Here is a 20,879-nt window from a genome sequence, read left to right on the forward strand (position 1 = left end):
TAAATTATAGAGACGCACGTTATGCGTCTCTTTATCTATCTTTACTACAATTGGCCAATAACCAATACCAACATACTCAAACTTATTACTTTTTTGCTTTAGGTTTGGCCTTTGCCTTTGTTTTCTTCTTTGGTGTTTTTTGCTCAATAAGTTTTTGGGCCTCTTCCAATGATATTTTGGTAGCGTCTACCGTTTTGGCCAACTCCACCTTTATTTTACCCTTTATAATATTGTGCCTACCCCACCTTGCTTTCTCTATTCGGATTCCTTCTTCTGTCCAATTTTGGACCACCTTATCTATCTCTTTCTGTTTTTTAGTCTCAATCAATTCAATAAGGTCTGCCTCAGAAAGATTATCAAAATCGTATTTTTTATTAACGTTGATGAACATACCGTCCCACTTAATAAACGGCCCAAATCTACCGGTTCCTTTGGTCACTTCCTTATCTTCATAGTGATAAATAGGGGCATCGGCCTTTTGTTTTTCTTTTATCAACTCTACCGCACGTGCAAAATCGACATCAAAGGCGCTTTCTCCTTTTTCCAACGAAACAAACTTTTTACCAAAACGTACATAAGGACCAAAACGCCCTACGTTTGCCTCTACTTCCTCCCCTTCGTAAACCCCTAATTTTCTAGGAAGTTTAAAAAGCTCCATAGCCTCCTCATAGGTAATGGTGGTTAAGGATTGGTCCGGCAAAAGGCTCGCAAACTTTGGCTTTTCCTCATCATCTACAGTACCCATTTGCACCATAGGCCCAAAACGGCCTAAACGTACAGAAACCTGACGCCCTGTTTTTGGGTCCTCTCCCAAAATACGTTCGCCACTGGCACGGTCTGCATTCTCCTGAACATCCAATACATTAGGGTGAAAGTCTTTGTAGAAGTCTTTCATAACTTTCTGCCAATCTTCATCACCCTCGGCTATCTCATCAAAATCTTCCTCTACTTTAGCTGTAAAGTTATAATCTAGAATGGTTGCAAAATGACTTACCAAGAAATCGTTTACAATCATACCTATATCCGTAGGAACAAGCTTTCCTTTGTCCGAACCTACCATTTCCGATAGTTTCTTCTCTTGAACGGCACCTGCCTCTAACAATAATTGTACATAGTGTCTTTCCGTGCCTTCTACGGTTCCTTTTTCTACATATCCCCTATTCTGAATGGTAGATATAGTTGGTGCATAGGTTGACGGTCTTCCTATTCCCAGTTCTTCCAATTTCTTAACCAAAGATGCTTCCGTAAAACGGTATGGCGGTCTTGAAAAACGTTCGGTAGCTGTAATGTAATTGTTTTTTAAGGCCTCTCCTACTTTCATGGCAGGAAGCATTCCTTCCTGTTCTTCGGCTACATCCTCTTCATCAAGCCCTTCCATATATACTTTAAGGAAACCATCAAACTTAATTACCTCTCCATTAGCTGTAAATTGCTCTGAATGGGTACTTGCCTGAATTTTTACATTGGTACGTTCCAATTGTGCATCACTCATTTGCGATGCAATGGTACGTTTCCAGATCAACTCGTACAATTTAGACTGGTCACGCTCCAATGATGGAGACTGGTTGGTTATATCCGTAGGTCTAATAGCCTCGTGAGCTTCTTGTGCCCCTTTGGATTTTCCTTTAAAATTACGAACCGTACTATATTTTTCGCCATAATTATCTATAATGGCATCTTTTGCTGCCGATATGGCCTCACCGGAAAGATTAACACTATCCGTTCTCATATAGGTAATAAGTCCCGCTTCATATAAACGTTGCGCCACTTGCATGGTCCTACCTACTGAAAAATATAGCTTTCTTGAAGCTTCCTGTTGTAATGTTGAAGTTGTAAAAGGTGCCGAAGGCGATTTTTTAGCCGGCTTCTTATCTAAATTACCAACCGAAAAATCCGCTCCTATATTTTCGTTCAAAAATACCTGAGCTTCTTCCTTTGAAGGGAACGTCTTGTTCAATTTTGCCGTGAACACACTACCTTCTAGCGTTTTGAATTCTGCCGATATCCTAAAAGAAGCTTCTGCGATAAAGGCTTCAATATCTCTTTCTCGCTCAACAATAAGCCGAACCGCTACAGATTGAACCCTACCTGCGGAAAGCCCTGGCTTAATTTTTTTCCATAAAACAGGAGAAAGTTCATAACCCACCAAACGGTCTAAAACCCGTCTTGCCTGTTGGGCATTAACCAAATTATAGTTTATTTCGCGCGGATTTTCAATCGCTTTTTGAATAGCCGCCTTGGTAATGGAGTTAAAAACTATACGCTTGGTCTTATCCTTATCCAACCCTAAAGTTTCCGCTAAATGCCAAGAAATAGCCTCTCCCTCCCGGTCTTCATCACTCGCTAGCCATATAGTTTCTGCTTTTTTGGCAAGATCACCCAGTTTTTTAACTAGGGCTTTCTTATCCTTATCCACTATATATTTTGGCGCAAAATCATTCTCTACATCTACACCCAGTTCTTTGGAAGGCAAATCGGCAATGTGCCCAAAACTGGACTCTACCTTAAAATCCTTTCCTAAAAACTTTTCTATCGTTTTTGCCTTCGCGGGTGACTCTACTATTACTAAATTCTTAGCCATTCATGGTTTGTTTGATAAAACAAAAGTAATTGATTTTTTTAATTAGCTGTCATACCATATATATAAGGTATAAAAAAACACCCCTATTTTCAGGGGTGTTTTCATTTCTTAAAATTTATTTTACTTTAAGCTGAAGGTACTTAACAACCGTAGGTCATTGTTTAAGTACTTGTATTGATAGAGTACTTTATCGCCTATCATGAGCAAAGAATCTTCCAAAGGAATAACATCATAAGTAACAACATCCTTAAAATGACTTATTAACTTCAAATCATTAACATTGGTCTTATCATATACCTTTAAACCGGAATCACCATCGCAAACAAACAGGTTGTTTCCTTTAAAACCGATACCATAAGGACCATCCAAAGGATAAAACTTTTCCAACTCTGGACTGGCCAGATTGGACACGTTAACGATATATAGTCCGCTTTCCGTATTGCCACAAGAGTTTTCCCCACGAAGGGTTACAAATGCATAATCACCATCTACAACTACCGGATCACAGGCTGTGCCATGAACAAACTCCGATATAAATTCTGGCTTATCCGGTGATGATATATCATATATATACATGCCTTGTGTACCACCTATGAACAAAATATCTCCCTGATTATATATGGTCTCAATTGTACCATTTACGTATACATCTTCCAAAACCTTAGGGTTATCCAAGTTGGAAATATCAAAAACACTAATGCTTGACCATTCTATCGCATACAGATAATCATCCACAATTTTAAACCGAGCCAATGACCCACCTTGCCCCGTACCACCAGTTCTTGGAGTTATCTCCGACACTGCATCGTTCAAAGCAAAATCTATAGTGGGATCTCCACCAACACCATATTTATCCCTAAGCTCGTCTTCCGAAAGGCGTTGCGTCTTTACTTCCCAACCCACTATAGCCTCTTTGGAAGCATCAAAACCCTCATAATCATAAAAATCCGCCTCCGGCCAATCCACATCAAAACCAACGGTACACCAAAATTGCTGATAAATAGCACCTTCTATGCGCTGCACCATTTTAATATCATTGATATCCGATATATCCAGAATAACCAAATCTCCATAGCTATCCGCATACAAACGGTCGTCCTTTATGGAAATATCATAATTACCTTCGAGCTTTATAAATGAAATAGCACTGGGACTTGACGGATTACTGTTATCCAAAACATGAAAGCCTCTATGCACATCGTTAACGAAAACATAATCTTGGTATGCATAAATTTTACCGGACTCTATCATTGGAACAGGTTCCGTAACATCTACGGCTTCTTCCTTAAATTCAGAGAGATTCGCAATCAAAGGTGTTGCAACACGGTACTCCTTACCCGCAACATCATCTTTATCATCACTACAGGAAACTAAAGTAACAATAGCAGTTAGCAATATAAAACACAGGTTCTTCTTCATAGTTTGGTCTTTATGTTTATTGAGGCAACCTTTACACCCTATACCTTAATAAGATACACAACAATAGAATCCGTTGCGTATGGGGCAGAGAGATTTTTAAATTTCCCAATTACCTTACAATCCCATAGTGATCACAAAAACAACTAGGAGCAGACTAAGGACCCACAATACGTTGTTTGCATTATTAGCTCTGGCTATAGAATTCAGGAAAACAGATGAACTACTCTCTAGGGAGTTGTAAAATAATATTAAATTTTACTGTCAATTTGTCACAAACCTGTTTTAAGCCCTATATTTGCTGCCCGTTATATTAGAAAGGCAACAATAGATATGGAGAAAATTATAGACGAATCGCTTCAGGGTTCCGCCCTGGCACTTGGCAAGAAAAATTCCAACAGCAAAAAACTTTATATAGAAAGTTATGGTTGCCAGATGAATTTTTCGGACAGTGAAATCGTCGCGTCCATTTTAGCCAATGAAGGCTTTAATACCACCCAAAACCTTACCGAAGCAGATTTGGTATTGGTAAATACCTGCTCCATTCGCGAGAAAGCGGAACTTACTGTTCGTAAGCGTCTGGAAAAGTTTAACGCCATTAAAAGAGACCGCCCCCATATGAAGGTGGGTGTACTTGGTTGTATGGCCGAACGCTTAAAACATCAATTTTTAGAAGAGGAAAAAATAGTGGACATGGTCGTGGGACCGGATGCCTACAAAGACCTACCCAATCTGATACAAGAAATAGAAGAGGGCCGTAATGCCGTAAACGTTATTCTTTCCAAGGATGAAACTTACGGAGATATTTCGCCCGTGCGGTTGAACACCAATGGAGTAACGGCTTACGTATCCATCACCAGAGGTTGCGATAATATGTGCACTTTCTGCGTAGTTCCTTTTACTAGAGGTCGTGAACGTAGCCGCGACCCACAATCTATCATAGACGAAGTAAACGACCTATGGAACAGAGGCTTCAAAGAGATTACCCTTTTAGGCCAAAATGTTGATAGTTACCTATGGTATGGTGGCGGATTGAAAAAAGATTTCAGCAAAGCCTCGGATATGGAAAAGGCAACCGCAGTGAACTTTTCGCAATTGTTGGAAAAAGCGGCATTGGCCCAACCCAAAATGCGTATTCGGTTTTCTACTTCCAATCCACAGGACATGACCTTAGATGTTATCCACACCATGGCCAAATACAAGAACATCTGTAATTCCATTCACCTTCCGGTGCAAAGTGGTAGTGATCGTATATTAAAAGAAATGAACCGTTTGCATACCCGCGAGGAGTATTTTGAACTTATTGATAATATTCGCCAAATAATTCCCGATTGTTCCATTTCACAGGATATGATCATTGGTTTCCCAACAGAAACCGAAGATGACCATAAAGACACCTTATCTTTAATGGAATATGTAAAGTATGATTTTGGATATATGTTCTCCTATTCCGAAAGACCTGGAACTTTGGCCGAACGAAAAATGGAGGATGATGTTCCCGAAGAAACAAAGAAGCGAAGACTATCTGAAGTTATCGCCCTTCAAAGAGAACATTGCCAAGAGCGTACACAAAGACACTTGGGCAAGGTTCAGGAAATTTTAATTGAAGGCACTTCAAAAAAATCGGAAGAACATTTCATGGGACGCAACTCACAAAATACCGTTGCAGTCTTCCCAAGAAAAGATTACAAGATCGGTGACTTTGTTATGGTACGAATGGATGACTGTACTTCTGCCACCTTAATTGGTGAAGCCGTAGGATACTCAGACAACAACTAGAAACCAACACCCCCGAACCACAAAGAACCATGGAAAACGTACAAGCCATAAAACAACGATTTGAGATAATTGGCAATGACCCAAAACTTAACCGTGCTATAGAAAAAGCCATACAAGTAGCCCCTACGGACATTTCTGTTCTTGTAACAGGTGAAAGCGGTGTGGGTAAAGAGGCCATTCCTAAAATAATCCATTCCCTATCCCATAGAAAACATGCCAAATATATTGCCGTAAACTGTGGAGCTATTCCAGAGGGCACTATAGACAGTGAACTCTTTGGTCATGAAAAGGGTGCTTTTACCGGAGCCACACAAACCCGAAGCGGTTATTTTGAAGTTGCTGATGGTGGAACCATTTTTTTGGATGAAGTAGGAGAATTGCCCCTTACCACCCAGGTTAGATTATTAAGGGTTCTTGAAAACGGTGAATTCCTAAAAGTGGGTTCATCCCAAGTACAAAAGACCAATGTGCGCATTGTAGCGGCAACGAACGTAAACATGTTCGATGCCATTAAAAAAGAAAAATTTAGGGAAGACCTTTATTATAGGTTAAGTACAGTAGAAATTAATATTCCACCGTTACGAGAAAGACAGGGAGACATACATTTACTCTTTAGAAAATTTGCTTCGGATTTTGGACAGAAGTACAAGATGCCTACTATTCGTCTAGATGATGATGCGGTAGACCTTTTGTTAAAATACAGATGGCCTGGTAACATTCGTCAATTACGGAATATTGCCGAACAAGTTTCCGTCCTAGAAGAAAGTAGAAGTGTATCTTGGTCTACCCTAAACGGTTACCTTCCAAATTCCAACAACACTAATTTACCTGCCGTTATTGGTCAAAAAAAGGCAGAAAGCGATTTCAGTAATGAAAGGGAGATTCTTTACAAGGTTCTTTTTGACATGAAAAGCGACCTAAACGATTTAAAGAAACTCACCTTAGAGTTAATGAAGAACAATGATGGTGAAAAAGTTCAAGAAGAGAACGAAGGCCTGATCAGAAAAATTTATGGCGACCATGACGAAGCGGTAGAAGAAGAGGAGCGTACGCCATTAGAAGTGTTACACCTTCCCGAACCACGGATAGAAAAGCCCGTTAGCAAACCTACCGTAGAGGACAAGTACCATTTTGCCGAAGAAATTCAAGAAGAAGAAACCTTATCTTTACAGGAAAAGGAAGTAGAACTCATAAAAAAATCCTTGGAACGTAACCGTGGCAAAAGAAAAGCCGCAGCAGCAGAACTAGGAATATCGGAGCGAACACTTTACCGTAAAATAAAACAGTACGATTTATAACAGACCTAGAACACCACATTAGTGTTTTATGCCGTAACAACTTTAATATACATAGTACTTTGAAAAAGAATTTATACTTAGCCTTCAGCCTCATTCTGATCCTTTCGCTTAATGGATGTGGTGTTTACAATTTTACAGGAGGTAATGTAGGTACCGCCACTACATTTACGGTACCTAGGTTTCAAAATTACGCTACCCAAAACCCTGGTTCTACTTTTGAACCCGGACTGGAAAGAGATTTTACTTTGGCGCTCCAAGATCGTATTTTAAACCAAACCAGTCTTGATTTGACCTCCTCCAACGGCGATTTGTTGTATGAAGGCGAAATAGTTGAGTTCCGCATATCTCCAATGAGCGCAACAGCACAACAAACTGCGGCACAGAACCGGTTATCCATGGCGGTTAAAGTCCGTTTTTATAATAAAACAAAGGAAGATGCAGATTTTGACCAGCGCTTTTCATTTTTCTATGATTACCCCGCAAACTCACAGCTGTCCGCCGTAAAGACCGAAGCCTTAGAAGTTATTTTTGAACGGATCACCCAAGATATATTCAACGCTTCCTTGGCAGATTGGTAAAAGGTTTTCTAACTTATAGGTCCAAAAAAACAAGAATACGCAGTATTACCCGTAACCCAACACAATGAACGTACAAGATTTTACATACCTTTTACAGCACCCGGACAAAGTGGTATCTCCACTTCAGACCAAACAACTGGAAGAGGTTTTGGAAGATTACCCGTACTTTCAGGCCGCACGTGCATTACAACTAAAGGGGCTAAAAAATCTGAACAGTTTTAAATACAACAATGCACTAAAAGTAACCGCCGCATATACTACGGATCGTGATGTTCTTTTTGACTTTATTACTTCTGAGGAATTTTTACAGAATACCATTGCCGATAAAATTTCGGGCAAAGCCACAACACTAGTTGAAACTGAAATTATTTCGGAGGAAATAGAGACCGCCAAAAACGAAAGCAGCCCTGTAGAAATTCCTATTCCGCTAACATCCGCAGATGCTGACAAATTATTGGACCCCAAACTCTTTCAATCTAAAGACCCTAAGATTGATGAAGAAATAGCGGAAGCCAAAAGAAAAGCTTCGGAAAAATTGGAGTTGGGAGAACCCCTACCCTTTACCAAAAGGGAAAAATACTCGTTCGCAGAATGGCTTCAGCTTACCACCTTTACATCTGTTAAAAGAGAAGAGCAAAACACAGCTGCAGAAGAAACCATTGAAGAAGAACCTGAACCTATTGCATTTCCCTTAGAAGAGGAAATCCTTAAAAGGAAAAAGTTTGACCTTATTGACAAGTTCATTGCAGAAAACCCAAAAATAAAACCCAACAAAGACGTTCAAAAGATTGCTATAGAAAGCTCTGTTACGCTTGACAAAAAGGAACTGATGACCGAAACCTTGGCAAAGGTTTACCTAGAGCAAAAAAAGTATAAAAAGGCCATTCAATCTTATAAAATTTTAAGTTTGAAATATCCGGAAAAAAGTGGTTTCTTTGCAGACCGAATTAAAGCGGTAGAAAAATTACAACAAGAAAATAAGTAAGGCATTATGAGTACGTTCACCATTTTTTTAATCCTTATTATTATAGTTTGCTTTTTGCTAATACTAGTCATCATGGTTCAAAACCCTAAAGGTGGCGGGTTGTCATCTTCTTTTGGTGGCGGTGGCAGTCAAATTGTTGGCGGTGTAAAAAAGACAGGAGATTTCTTGGACAAAAGTACTTGGACCTTATCCATTTTACTTGTTGTTCTTATCCTAGCTTCTAACGTTGCCCTTAAAGGAAACTTTAGTGACACAGACTCAAAATTACTGAACGGAGACGGCATTGAGACCGTTGTTCCAGAAACAGTGCCGGAAGCTTTACCGGAACAGGCTCCTGAACCAGCAAGTTCTCCTGCCGATAGTTTATAAAACAACTTACATTCATATACAAAAATGCCAGCTTAGTGACAAGCTGGCATTTTTGGTTTAACAATGTGTCAGTTTTCCCGTAATGGCATAATTTCTGCCTAGTACCACCTGAGAATATAATTTTTCAAACTAAAAACTAAAAATATGGCAAAAGTGAACATTAAACCATTGGCGGATAGGGTTCTTATTGAACCTATGGCTGCCGAAACCAAAACAGCATCAGGTATCTACATTCCAGATACTGCCAAAGAAAAACCTCAACAAGGTAAAATAGTTGCCGTTGGACCTGGCACCAAAGACGAGCAAGTAACAGTTAAAGTTGGTGATACTGTTTTATATGGTAAATACGCAGGCACTGAGCTTAAGCTTGAAGGCGTTGATTACCTTATGATGCGTGAAAGTGACGTTTTAGCAATCATATAGTTTCTTTCATATTCCATTAACCACTGGAATTTTTAAGGAAGTACATAAGATAAATTCAAAAGACTCTCACTTTGGTGAGAAAAACTAATACTAATATTTATTATGGCAAAAGATATAAAGTTTGACATTGATGCACGCGACGGCCTTAGAAGAGGCGTTGATGCATTGGCAGATGCAGTTAAAGTAACATTAGGTCCTAAAGGTAGAAACGTAATCATCAGCAAATCTTTTGGTGCTCCACAGGTAACCAAGGATGGTGTTACGGTAGCAAAAGAAATTGAGTTGGCAGACCCTCTAGAAAACATGGGTGCCCAGATGGTTAAAGAAGTTGCTTCTAAAACCAATGACCTTGCGGGAGACGGTACTACTACAGCTACAGTTTTGGCTCAAGCTATTGTTAAAGAAGGTTTGAAAAACGTTGCTGCCGGCGCAAACCCAATGGATTTGAAGAGAGGTATTGACAAGGCCGTAGAAGCTATTGTTGAAAACTTGGCCAAGCAATCTAAAAAGGTTGGTGATTCTTCAGAAAAAATAAAGCAAGTCGCTTCTATTTCTGCCAACAATGACGAAACTATTGGTGACTTGATCGCCCAGGCTTTCGGAAAAGTTGGTAAAGAAGGTGTAATTACCGTTGAAGAAGCAAAAGGTACCGACACATATGTAGATGTTGTTGAAGGTATGCAATTTGACAGAGGTTATCTTTCTCCATACTTTGTTACGGATTCAGAAAAAATGGTTTCTGACCTAGAAAACCCATACATCTTATTATTTGATAAGAAGATTTCTTCTATGAAGGATTTACTTCCTGTATTGGAGCCAGTTGCCCAATCCGGAAAACCTTTATTGATCATTGCAGAAGATGTTGATGGTGAAGCATTGGCTACTTTGGTAGTAAACAAATTAAGAGGTTCTTTAAAAATTGCTGCTGTTAAAGCTCCAGGTTTTGGTGACCGTAGAAAAGCAATGTTAGAAGACATCGCTATCCTAACTGGTGGTACGGTTATTTCTGAAGAAAGAGGTTTCTCTTTGGACAATACTACACTAGACATGTTGGGTACTTGTGAAAAAGTACAGATAGACAAAGACAATACAACTATCGTAAATGGTGGTGGTGTTGCAAAAGATATCAAAACGAGAGTAAACCAGATCAAATCTCAAATTGAGACCACTACATCTGATTACGATAAAGAAAAACTTCAAGAGCGTTTGGCCAAGTTGGCTGGTGGTGTTGCCGTACTTTACGTAGGTGCTGCATCAGAAGTTGAAATGAAAGAAAAGAAAGACCGTGTAGATGACGCCTTACATGCAACAAGAGCTGCTGTAGAAGAAGGTATCGTTGCCGGTGGTGGTGTTGCCTTGGTTAGAGCTAAAGCGGTTCTTTCTAAAGTTGCTACAGAAAATGAGGACGAAGCTACAGGTCTACAGATTGTTGCCCGCGCCATTGAAGCACCGTTAAGGACTATCGTTTCTAACGCAGGTGGTGAAGGTTCAGTTGTAATTGCTAAAATCCTTGAAGGTAAAGGAGATTACGGTTACGATGCTAAATCCGAGAAATATGTTGAAATGACAAAAGCCGGTATTATCGATCCTAAGAAAGTAACTCGTGTTGCATTGGAGAATGCCGCATCTGTTGCCGGCATGATCTTAACTACCGAGTGTGCATTGACCGATATTAAAGAAGATGCCCCTGCTGCACCACCAATGGGTGGAGGCGGAATGCCAGGCATGATGTAGTGGCGAGCCGCCACAGGCAATTTTCAGCTTGTTTGCGGACGACATATATTATAATTAAAACCGCTCTTGAAGTTTCAGGAGCGGTTTTTTTATACCCTTTTACCAACAAAAAAACCACCTTCTTTATTTACAGAAGGTGGTTTTCATGTCCGAACGGTAAGCGCCTATTCCAGGCCGTAACCTAACTACTTCTTACGAGGAGCAGCTTTCGGAGCAGCCTTTTTACCAGCTTTCGCTGCTAACGGCTTAGCAGATGATTTACCTGCATTTTTTGCTTGTGCCATGATTTTCGTGTGTTAAATAAAACTAATCTAAGGTAGATCAGTTTTTGATCCGTGATATTTTTATTGGGAAAAAATTAACTAAAATTTTTTAGCCAACTTAACCTTGCCCCTACACCTTTAACACCCTAGCCATTAGACGCTTAAATATTAATGGTCAGCACCATCATCTGAATTATCTTCTCTATATCTACAACAAGGGTGCACACTTTCGTAAGCTTCCTCTGTAGCTTTTAATTCTTTGGTATCGTGACCTACCGCTACAATAGCAGTTTTTATTTTCATGGGGTCTGTTTTACGCTCGTCCATAATAACCGCCAATTGATGCGTTGGTATATCCCACGAGGCATACTTTACCCCTTTTACATTAAGTGCCGCTTCCTCTATGCGTTCTTTGCACATGGCACATTTTCCATTAACGTCAAAGGTCATTTTCTTATTCTTTTCTTGGGCAAAGGTCACCAAAGTAAAAAGGGCCATCGCCATTGATAAAACTGTAGTTTTCATTTGTATATGTATTAATTAGTAGTGTTATTAAATTTTAATCCTAAAACCTCCATAAAACATACGCCCCATAATAGGCGCATATATAATAGTAGTATCAAAGTTGGGGCCAAAAGGATCGTCAGCCCCTAAAACCGGATTATCTTGTTGTACTCCGGATAAATTCTCTCCCCCTACATATATTTCAAACGTATTAGAGAACACTTTTGTTATCTGTGCATTCATATGATTATAGGGCGATGATGTAGTTGACAGTTGATACGCTATTGGATTTGAACTCGTATCCGGCAATCGTTTTTCTCCCACACTATGCAACGTATAATCAAACTTCCACTTAGAACCATTTTCCTTTGCTTTTGTCTCATAACCAACATTGGCAAAGAACATATCTTGAGCCTGTAACGGCTTCTGAAGACTACCGCTTTGATAATCGGTTTTTACGTCATAATTTTTATACGCAACCCGCAGATCTAAACGAGGTAGAGGCTCATAATTCACTTCAACCTGAAAACTCTTTGCCTTACTATCTCCTTCCAGATTATAAAATAAGACTTCTTGTGAACTTTCCCAATCCACCACAACCTGATTTTCAAAATGGGTAATATAATAGTCTACCGAGATATCCCCTTTTCCATTCAGAAAATTAAACCCTTGCAAAAAACTTACCCCATAATTCCATGCATCCTCGGGATCAAGACCGTACACTTCTCCGCTAGAGTTTAAGATTTTTATCTCACGTGCAGAAGCAAAAAGCTGTTGGTTCTCCGCAAAAATATTGGCCGCGCGCTTACCCCTACCAAAAGAACCTCGCAAACTTCCCTTTTCCCAAGGTGTATATCGCATGTGGAATCTTGGGGTAACGAACGTACCCAACCTATTGTGGTTGTCTACACGAACACCGGCAGTAAGACTTACCTTTTCCAAATTCTCATAACTATATTCAAAAAAAGCACCTACCGAACGGTCTTCCCTAGAATAATCCGTAGCGGTTACCATTTCATCATAACCGTCATAAGCAAAGGTTAATCCTGTTTTAAACTTGTTGCGTGTATCTCCTATGATAGAGTTGAAAAGCAAATTGGTGTAGATGCTCTCATGGTTAATATCATAAGTTCTAAAACCAAAATACGAATCCTGTTTGTGTAAACTATAAGCCGTTTGAAAACCGAAACTCTGAAATGGCAACTCCGGAAAAACGTAACCTAGTTTTAAAGAAGTATCAAAACGGCGGGTGTTAATTTCACTCCCCCATACTTCGGCTTCATTCTGCAATCCGTTTGCTCCATCTACCCTATCCGTATCAGGGTTAAAATCTACCTCTCCAACTTGCTTTTCATCATTCAAAAACCGGACATTAAAAAAGCTTACCCAACCCTTCTCCGCATCTTGGTACTGCCAGCGGTTCATTACGTTAATTTGGTCTGCCAGGGGAGCATCAAGAAACCCATCTTCATTATCATCTTCTTTTTGGGTCCTTTTATTTCCGTGGATATAAAGTCCAGTGCTCCATTTTTCGGACAACTTTTTATTAAAATGGGTGTTCAGTTCATACCGCCCGTTCTCATTACCATATCCGTTTATAAAAACAGAACTATCCGTTAAAGGCTTAACCAATTCCGTATTTATTTGACCCGAAATACTTTCATAGCCGTTTACCACACTACCCGCACCTTTGGTAATCTGAATACTCTCGATCCAAGTACCTGGGGTAAATGTGAGTCCGTATGCCTGCGAAGCACCGCGCACCATTGGAATATTCTCCTGGGTAATCATTAAATACGGGCTGGTAAGTCCTAACATCTCAATTTGTTTTGTTCCCGTTAACCCATCGGATAGGTTTACATCTATTGCGGGATTGGTCTCAAAACTTTCAGCTAAATTGCAACAGGCCGCCTTTAACAACTCCGCACTATTTACGGTCACCGTATTTTGTGGGCTAAAGTAGGTTTTTTGAATATGGTCCCGTTCCTGTTGCACCACCACTTCTTCCAGCTCATTGGAGGGCTTTAAACCGTGACGTATTGTTTTAGGGGCATTTACCAACAAGGTATCGGACTCATAGCCCACATAACTAATGATCAGTTTATTATACTCCTTTTTATAAGGAATGGAGAATTTTCCATCTATATCCGTTACTACTCCTATTTGGGAATCCATCCAATATACATTGGCCCCCGCAAGTCCTAACGGATTACTATTGCCTGCTTCCACCACTGTTCCATCTACCTTTTCTTGAGGAAAAGAGAGCCAAGGCAATAACAAGGCAAGCGTTATTATTAATTTATTCATCTATTTAAATTGAATTTTCTATTGTCAATTTGTTTGTTTTATTCGTAGTCCCCTACTGGAACAACCCAATAAAATTAGACCTATAGCCTTAAGAGAACTACCTTACCACATGAGATGCTCCGATTAAACCAACCGAAACCATACTATGCAGTACAGCACAAAAAATTGAAAAAAATCAAATTAAAAAGACAGCATCAAGTAATTGAATATCCTTGATTATTTTGGGAGGATTGTAGTGACTGTACGGAACATGTTTAGCCCCTACCGGCTCAAAAAGAGCCCCATAAGAATAAACGAACGCAACCAAAACCATTTGCTGGTCAAGGTTAAAATCGTTAAAAGAAGGTTTTACATCGTTTTGCCCTTCCATAGCGATCAACTCACTATTACAGCATGACATTTTATCTACGGTAGAACCTATATTCTCATCCAAAAACATTGCCATACCACAATCCTGGGCATCCGAGAAAAACGCAACATCCACAAGATACCCCATACAATAGTGCTTTTCTACTTTAAAGGAAGTAGTAGAAACCAGTAGCACCAACGCCATGAAGCAAGCAAAATAAGAATGTATCTTTCGGTTCATTAAGGCAAATTTAAGAAATAAACTGCCATTCTTATTTTTAGCCCTAGTCTTTAACTAAAATTTAGAGTTTCCCGCTAATTCATGATTAAATGAATTTAAAACTGACATTTAGGGCAATAAAATAGAATTAGATCGTTGTAGAGGTACTAATTATAACGGATAAAACTTACAGTACATCCGATTCACTAACCGCTTTCAACTTAAAATTTTAGAAATGAAGAAGAATATTAGATCAGTAGTAAAATCTGGATTTGCAATTTTTGCATTAGCCTTTATGGCCTCTAGCTGTAGTAGCGATGAAGGTTCTGTTTTTGACACTCCCACAGATCAGGAACAAGAAAATCCTGACGGATCAAACACAGCCACATTAATAATCAATGAAAATGATAGCTCCAATGACATTTTAGTTGCTGAAGCATCTGGCGAAGTAGGCGCAACTGTTCCTGGGCGTATTATTTATACTTCCGTAAACAACCAAAAAAGATTGTACATCACCCAAAACATATCCGGAAGTGGAGATATGCCTTTTAATAACTTTAATATAGAAGGCAAAGACCTCAAAGAAGCTTTAAAAGGTGATGGTTCTGTTGACTTAGATGGAGATACCCAAAAAGCTATTGACTTTACTTTTGAACTTCCGGTTCCTGATATTGACAATGGAGAAATAGTATACAAATTCTGGACTACGACCGGAAAGGGAGATTTTAGGGATGCCACTAAAAGAAAAGCATTGGGCGTAGGTACAATTACCGTTACAGTTGGTAATGGTGTTAACCCTACGGCAGAAGTTCGCTCATTTACAGACATAAAACTATTTGCTCCAGCTGCAGACGGCACAACCAAATCTTTCTTCTCTTTGTTAAACAAAACTGTTTACAGAATTAACGAAGGACCAGAATTCAGAGCTTTCTGGGATTTTGGATATTACTATGTGAATGATAAAGCCTATTTTGCTTCAACTGCTACTTACGATGAATCTTTTGGTTTTCCTGTAGAAGGTTTAAAAGCTGAATCAACTGAAGAAAATGCTGCTACCGAGACCTTGAACAACACATACTTTGAACTTTCAACAACAAATAGCGCAGGTTTCGACGCCATTATCCTATCAGGCGAACTAAACTTTGTTACTAAATCTACCTTTCAGACAACTGGGGTATTAGCCGTTGGAGATGTCATTGAATTTGTAGACAACTATGGTAAAAAGGGTCTTATTAAAATTACTGAGATTCAACCTGGTTTTAACAACGATGACTACATTGTCTTTGATGTAAAAATACAACCATAAAATATTTTAAAATATTGAAAAGAGGGTGTCGTTAATTCGGCACCCTTTTTTTGTTTACAAAAGCTTATTTTTGCACAAAAAATTAGCATGTTCAACACATTACGCACCCAAGCGTCTTCCATACTACACTCTACCGAAACAACCGTAGAAAACAGACTGCAAAACCTTTGCGAGCTTCTTAAAGAAACCGTTCCCCATTATGATTGGGTAGGGTTCTATTTTAAAAACGGCAATAAGGAAGAATTAAAATTAGGCCCTTATGCAGGCGCACCTACCGATCATACAATTATACCTTTTGGCAAGGGTATTTGTGGCCAAGTTGCAGTATCCAATCAAAATTTTGTTGTACCGGACGTTAAGGCTCAGGATAATTATATTGCCTGCAGTATTACGGTAAAGGCAGAAATTGTGGTTCCACTATTTATTAATGGTGAAAACGTTGGTCAAATAGATATAGATTCCAATACCCCAGATCCATTTACGGAAGAAGACGAACGCTTTTTAGAGTTTATAAATACCGAAGTGGCCAAAATATACATCCCATAACCCATACCTAAAAGCACTTTTTTAATATATCAATGCCGTTTATCGATGCCACCCCGTGTTATTTGACACGAATCAGTTTAAAACTTTAGCTGTTTTGTTGATAACCTCGGCTATTTTTTCTTTCAAAAAAAGTACTTTTGCGTGTCTTTTTAACTTAGTAACAACATCCTATTAAAATGAGCATCAAAAAAGCTTCTTCTGCACTTATTTCCGTATTCCATAAAGATGGACTAGAACCTATCATTAAAAAATTCCAAGAATTAGGAATTACAATCTACTCCACCGGAGGAACCGAGAAGTTCATAAAAGACCTAGGTGTTGATGTTGTGCCCGTAGAGGACGTAACCAGCTACCCTTCTATATTAGGAGGAAGAGTTAAAACTTTACACCCTAAAGTTTTTGGAGGCATCCTTAACAGACAGGACAATGAAAGTGATGTTGCCCAGTTAGAAGAATTTGAAATCCCACAATTGGATATCGTTATCGTAGATCTTTATCCTTTTGAAAAAACCGTAGCCAGCGGTGCTCCGGAACAAGATATTATTGAAAAGATCGATATAGGCGGTATTTCTCTTATACGTGCCGCTGCCAAGAACTTCAAAGATGTGCTTTGTGTTTCTTCTATGGAAGATTACGCAGATTTCTTAAACGTTATCACAGAAGGTAACGGAAGTACAAGTCTAGAAGACCGCAAGCGTTTTGCATCAAAAGCGTTCAACGTTTCTTCTCACTATGACACAGCTATTTTCAACTACTTTAATAAAGAACAACAAGAAGCTACGCTTAAAATAAGCGAAGAAAAAGGGCAAATTTTGCGTTATGGGGAAAACCCACACCAAAAAGGGTTCTTCTTTGGTGATTTTGAGGCCATGTTCAACAAACTACACGGCAAAGAATTATCGTACAACAACCTTTTAGATGTTGATGCAGCAGTTAACCTAATGAACGAATTCAAGAACGATGCGCCAACTTTTGCCATATTAAAGCACAACAACGCTTGTGGCCTTGCACAACGCGAGACCATTCACCAAGCCTATGTAGATGCCTTGGCCGGTGATCCCGTTTCTGCTTTTGGAGGTATTTTGATCAGTAATGTTGAAATTGACAAACCTACGGCAGAAGAAATTCACGGTTTGTTCTGCGAGGTAGTTATAGCGCCAAGCTATTCTCAAGAAGCACTTGACATACTAAAAGGCAAAAAGAACCGTATTATTCTTGTTCAGAATGATGTGGCGTTGCCGGATACTTTGGTCAGAACTTGTCTTAACGGATTTTTAGTTCAAGACAAGGACCATAGAACGGATGCCATAGAAGATTTACAGTACGTAACGAACACTAAACCATCGGAACAGGATTTGGAAGATTTAATTTTTGCTTCCAAATTATGTAAGCATACCAAGTCCAACACAATTGTTTTAGCTAAAAACAAACAATTATGTGCTAGCGGAACCGGACAAACCTCTCGTGTAGACGCTCTAAACCAAGCAATTCACAAGGCTAAATCGTTTAATTTTGACCTTGAAGGAGCCGTAATGGCGAGCGATGCGTTCTTTCCTTTCCCAGATTGTGTAGAGATAGCCAATAAAAGTGGTATATCTAGCGTTATACAGCCGGGCGGGTCTATAAAAGACCAATTGAGTATTGATTACTGTAATGAAAACAACGTATCTATGGTTATGACGGGCACCCGTCATTTCAAGCATTAATTTCATTACTTTTGTCGATGAAACATACCCCTATCAAGCTAGTAACATAACCAAACAAGATTACAAATGGGATTTTTTGATTTCTTGACTGAGGAAATCGCCATCGATTTAGGTACGGCGAACACCCTTATCATTCACATGGACAAGGTAGTTGTGGACAGCCCGTCCATCGTTGCTCGTGACCGTATTTCAGGCAAGATAATTGCCGTAGGTAAAGAGGCGAACATGATGCAGGGCAAGACCCACGAAAACATTAAAACAATACGCCCGTTAAAAGATGGGGTTATTGCAGATTTTGATGCATCGGAAAAGATGATCAATATGTTCATCAAGAATATCCCTGCTTTAAAAAAGAAATGGTTTCCACCTGCACTTCGTATGGTCATCTGTATTCCTTCCGGTATTACCGAAGTGGAAATGCGTGCCGTAAAAGAATCTGCAGAACGTGTAAACGGTAAAGAAGTTTACTTGATCCATGAGCCAATGGCAGCGGCTATAGGTATTGGGCTCGACATTATGCAGCCAAAGGGAAACATGATCGTAGATATAGGGGGCGGTACTACAGAAATTGCTGTTATAGCCCTTGGAGGAATCGTTTGCGATAAATCCGTTAAGATTGCAGGTGATGTTTTCACTAACGATATTATTTATTACATGCGTACGCAGCACAACCTTTATGTGGGTGAGGCTACTGCAGAGAATATAAAAATAGAAATAGGTTCGGCTACCGAAGATTTACAGACACCTCCGGACGAAAAATCGGTACAAGGTCGTGATCTATTGACAGGAAAGCCTAAGCAAGTCCAGATTTCATATCGTGAAATTGCGAAAGCATTGGACAAATCCATTCTACGTGTAGAAGATGCCGTAATGGAAACACTTTCCCAGACTCCACCGGAACTGGCCGCAGATATCTACAACACCGGTATTTATTTAGCAGGGGGTGGTTCTATGTTACGTGGATTGGACAGAAGGCTATCACAAAAGACAGACCTACCTGTATATATCGCAGAAGACCCGTTACGTGCCGTAGTTAGGGGTACAGGTATAGCACTTAAAAACTTAGAGCGCTACAAGAGTATCCTTATCAAATAAAACCTAAAGATTTCGGGGCGATTTCAAAAGGGTTTAAATTTTATTTCCATTCGGAATTGCTTCGCAGGTTTCACCAAATCCATTAGTGAATGCAGCAGATCATCAACTTTATCATACGATATAAGAATTTCCTTCTTTATGTCTTATTGATGATTGTTTCTTTGGGCTTTACGATACAGTCTCACTCGTATCACCAATCCCGTTTTTTCAACTCGTCCAACTGGATTACGGGCAATATCCTAGAAACCTCAAATGATGTTTCTACCTATTTTGGCCTGGATAAGGAAAACGAGAAGCTAATGCAGGAGAACGAGTACCTGCGCAAGCTGCTTTTCAACAAAAAGGAAATAGACTCCACCATCTTAGATTCGGTACAACTAACATATACTATTACTACGGGTAAGGTCATTAAGAACAGTTTTGCGGACCCCCGCAACTACGTTACCATAAACAAAGGTAAAAAGGATAGTGTTAAGCCGGATATGGGTGTAATTACCAGCAAAGGTATTTTGGGCATTGTAGAAAACACCTCGAATAATTTTGCCACGGTACAGTCTATTTTAAACGAAAAATCCAACATAAACGCCAAAATAAAGAATACCGACCATTTTGGCTCTTTGGTATGGGATACAAAAAGATATAATGTAGTGCAGTTGGTAGATATACCTAGATTGGTGCCACTTACCATTGGAGATACTATTGTAACTGGAGGAATGAGTAGTATTTTTCCAGAAAACATACCTATTGGAACCATTAGAAAATTTGACCTAAATACTTCTAAGAGTTTTTACAACATAGATGTAGCCCTATTTAACGATATGACCAACATCAAGAACGTCTACATCATAGATAATTCTTACCGCGAAGAAATTTTAGAACTAGAAAAACAAACGGAGACCAATGGTCAGTAACTATTACTTCTTAAACGTCATTCGTTTTATACTACTAGTACTGGTACAAGTGCTTGTGTTCAATAGGCTCAATTTTTTTGGGTTCATAAACCCTATGGTCTACATTCTGTTTCTTTACTGGTACCCCATAAAAGAAAACAGGGCGGCATTTATAGGTCTTGGCTTTTTACTGGGCATTGCAATAGATTTCTTTTCGGACACGATGGCCATACACGCAGCATCTACCATTACAATAGCCTATATGAGGCCCGCAATTATGCGATTTGTTTTTGGTGTTAACTTTGAATTTCAAAGTTTTAAATTAAGTAACACCACTAGGGTACAACAAATTACGTATTTGGCGTTATTAATTATAGTACATCACTTTGTTTTCTTTACTCTGGAAATTTTTAGTTTGGCTAATTTCCTATTAATTTTGAAAAAAGTATTGGCTACGGGCACCGCAACTCTTATTCTTTGCTTATTATTTGGTTCACTATTTAGTGTTCGCAAAGAGTAAACAAGCGAAAA

General features: G+C 39.3%; 18 protein-coding genes. 13 read left to right on the forward strand and 5 right to left on the reverse strand.

The window, feature by feature from the left end; genetic code table 11:
- Positions 1–85: 85 nt before the first annotated feature.
- Together topA and Q4597_RS00505 are read right to left on the reverse strand one after the other, a co-directional pair.
- Positions 86–2,581, reverse strand: coding sequence for a type I DNA topoisomerase (gene topA, locus Q4597_RS00500; protein WP_303404355.1), 2,496 nt, complete (start codon positions 2,579–2,581; stop codon positions 86–88).
- 120 nt (positions 2,582–2,701) lie between these two features.
- Positions 2,702–4,000 carry an LVIVD repeat-containing protein gene (locus Q4597_RS00505; protein ID WP_303404356.1) on the reverse strand — a complete coding sequence of 433 codons (1,299 nt, stop codon included), beginning with the start codon at positions 3,998–4,000 and terminating at the stop codon, positions 2,702–2,704.
- A 330-nt stretch (positions 4,001–4,330) separates the two neighbouring features.
- Here Q4597_RS00505 and miaB point away from each other — a divergent pair, with 330 nt between their 5' ends.
- The 7 genes from miaB to groL all read left to right on the forward strand — a co-directional run bounded on the left by miaB (position 4,331) and on the right by groL (position 11,163).
- Positions 4,331–5,776 (forward strand): tRNA (N6-isopentenyl adenosine(37)-C2)-methylthiotransferase MiaB, encoded by a 1,446-nt coding sequence (miaB, locus tag Q4597_RS00510; RefSeq protein ID WP_303404357.1) that lies wholly within the window; start codon positions 4,331–4,333, stop codon positions 5,774–5,776.
- Positions 5,777–5,805: 29 nt separating this feature from the next.
- A complete protein-coding gene (locus tag Q4597_RS00515; RefSeq protein WP_215437930.1) occupies positions 5,806–7,074 on the forward strand; it encodes a sigma 54-interacting transcriptional regulator in 1,269 nt (422 codons plus the stop codon).
- Positions 7,075–7,133: 59 nt separating this feature from the next.
- Complete coding sequence (locus Q4597_RS00520) at positions 7,134–7,652, forward strand: LptE family protein (protein ID WP_215913849.1); 519 nt, start codon at positions 7,134–7,136, stop codon at positions 7,650–7,652.
- 64 nt (positions 7,653–7,716) lie between these two features.
- Positions 7,717–8,637, forward strand: coding sequence for a hypothetical protein (locus Q4597_RS00525; RefSeq protein ID WP_303404358.1), 921 nt, complete (start codon positions 7,717–7,719; stop codon positions 8,635–8,637).
- A gap of 6 nt (positions 8,638–8,643) precedes the next feature.
- Positions 8,644–9,006 (forward strand): preprotein translocase subunit SecG, encoded by a 363-nt coding sequence (secG, locus tag Q4597_RS00530; protein ID WP_215437920.1) that lies wholly within the window; start codon positions 8,644–8,646, stop codon positions 9,004–9,006.
- A gap of 144 nt (positions 9,007–9,150) precedes the next feature.
- The gene (gene groES, locus Q4597_RS00535) at positions 9,151–9,429 is read left to right on the forward strand and encodes a co-chaperone GroES (protein WP_194525858.1); all 279 of its coding nucleotides are present in this window, start codon (positions 9,151–9,153) and stop codon (positions 9,427–9,429) included.
- Between the two features lie 102 nt (positions 9,430–9,531).
- Positions 9,532–11,163 (forward strand): chaperonin GroEL, encoded by a 1,632-nt coding sequence (gene groL, locus Q4597_RS00540; RefSeq protein ID WP_215437917.1) that lies wholly within the window; start codon positions 9,532–9,534, stop codon positions 11,161–11,163.
- Between the two features lie 431 nt (positions 11,164–11,594).
- Here groL and Q4597_RS00545 read toward each other — a convergent pair whose 3' ends face one another.
- From Q4597_RS00545 to Q4597_RS00555, 3 genes are all read right to left on the reverse strand, one after another.
- Positions 11,595–11,951, reverse strand: a complete 357-nt coding sequence (locus tag Q4597_RS00545; RefSeq protein ID WP_303404359.1) for a heavy-metal-associated domain-containing protein — start codon at positions 11,949–11,951, stop codon at positions 11,595–11,597.
- Between the two features lie 27 nt (positions 11,952–11,978).
- Positions 11,979–14,237: a TonB-dependent receptor gene (locus Q4597_RS00550; protein ID WP_303404360.1), complete on the reverse strand. Its 2,259-nt coding sequence runs from the start codon at positions 14,235–14,237 to the stop codon at positions 11,979–11,981.
- Between the two features lie 175 nt (positions 14,238–14,412).
- A complete protein-coding gene (locus Q4597_RS00555) occupies positions 14,413–14,826 on the reverse strand; it encodes an HYC_CC_PP family protein (protein ID WP_303404361.1) in 414 nt (137 codons plus the stop codon).
- A 214-nt stretch (positions 14,827–15,040) separates the two neighbouring features.
- On the opposite strand from Q4597_RS00555, the gene Q4597_RS00560 reads away from it, so the two are divergent.
- The 6 genes from Q4597_RS00560 (at position 15,041) to Q4597_RS00585 (ending at position 20,868) form a co-directional block, all read left to right on the forward strand.
- Complete coding sequence (locus Q4597_RS00560; protein WP_303404362.1) at positions 15,041–16,111, forward strand: hypothetical protein; 1,071 nt, start codon at positions 15,041–15,043, stop codon at positions 16,109–16,111.
- Positions 16,112–16,198: 87 nt separating this feature from the next.
- Positions 16,199–16,657: a GAF domain-containing protein gene (locus Q4597_RS00565; RefSeq protein ID WP_215437907.1), complete on the forward strand. Its 459-nt coding sequence runs from the start codon at positions 16,199–16,201 to the stop codon at positions 16,655–16,657.
- Positions 16,658–16,833: 176 nt separating this feature from the next.
- Positions 16,834–18,363, forward strand: coding sequence for a bifunctional phosphoribosylaminoimidazolecarboxamide formyltransferase/IMP cyclohydrolase (gene purH / locus Q4597_RS00570; protein WP_303404363.1), 1,530 nt, complete (start codon positions 16,834–16,836; stop codon positions 18,361–18,363).
- 66 nt (positions 18,364–18,429) lie between these two features.
- Complete coding sequence (locus Q4597_RS00575) at positions 18,430–19,458, forward strand: rod shape-determining protein (RefSeq protein ID WP_013992538.1); 1,029 nt, start codon at positions 18,430–18,432, stop codon at positions 19,456–19,458.
- 89 nt (positions 19,459–19,547) lie between these two features.
- Positions 19,548–20,369: a rod shape-determining protein MreC gene (gene mreC, locus Q4597_RS00580; RefSeq protein ID WP_215913840.1), complete on the forward strand. Its 822-nt coding sequence runs from the start codon at positions 19,548–19,550 to the stop codon at positions 20,367–20,369.
- Complete coding sequence (locus Q4597_RS00585) at positions 20,359–20,868, forward strand: rod shape-determining protein MreD (protein WP_215913839.1); 510 nt, start codon at positions 20,359–20,361, stop codon at positions 20,866–20,868. Before mreC ends, Q4597_RS00585 begins: the two co-directional genes overlap by 11 nt.
- The last annotated feature ends 11 nt before the right edge of the window (positions 20,869–20,879 follow it).

Source organism: Zobellia sp. 1_MG-2023 (assembly GCF_030549125.1).
GTDB lineage: Bacteria > Bacteroidota > Bacteroidia > Flavobacteriales > Flavobacteriaceae > Zobellia > Zobellia russellii.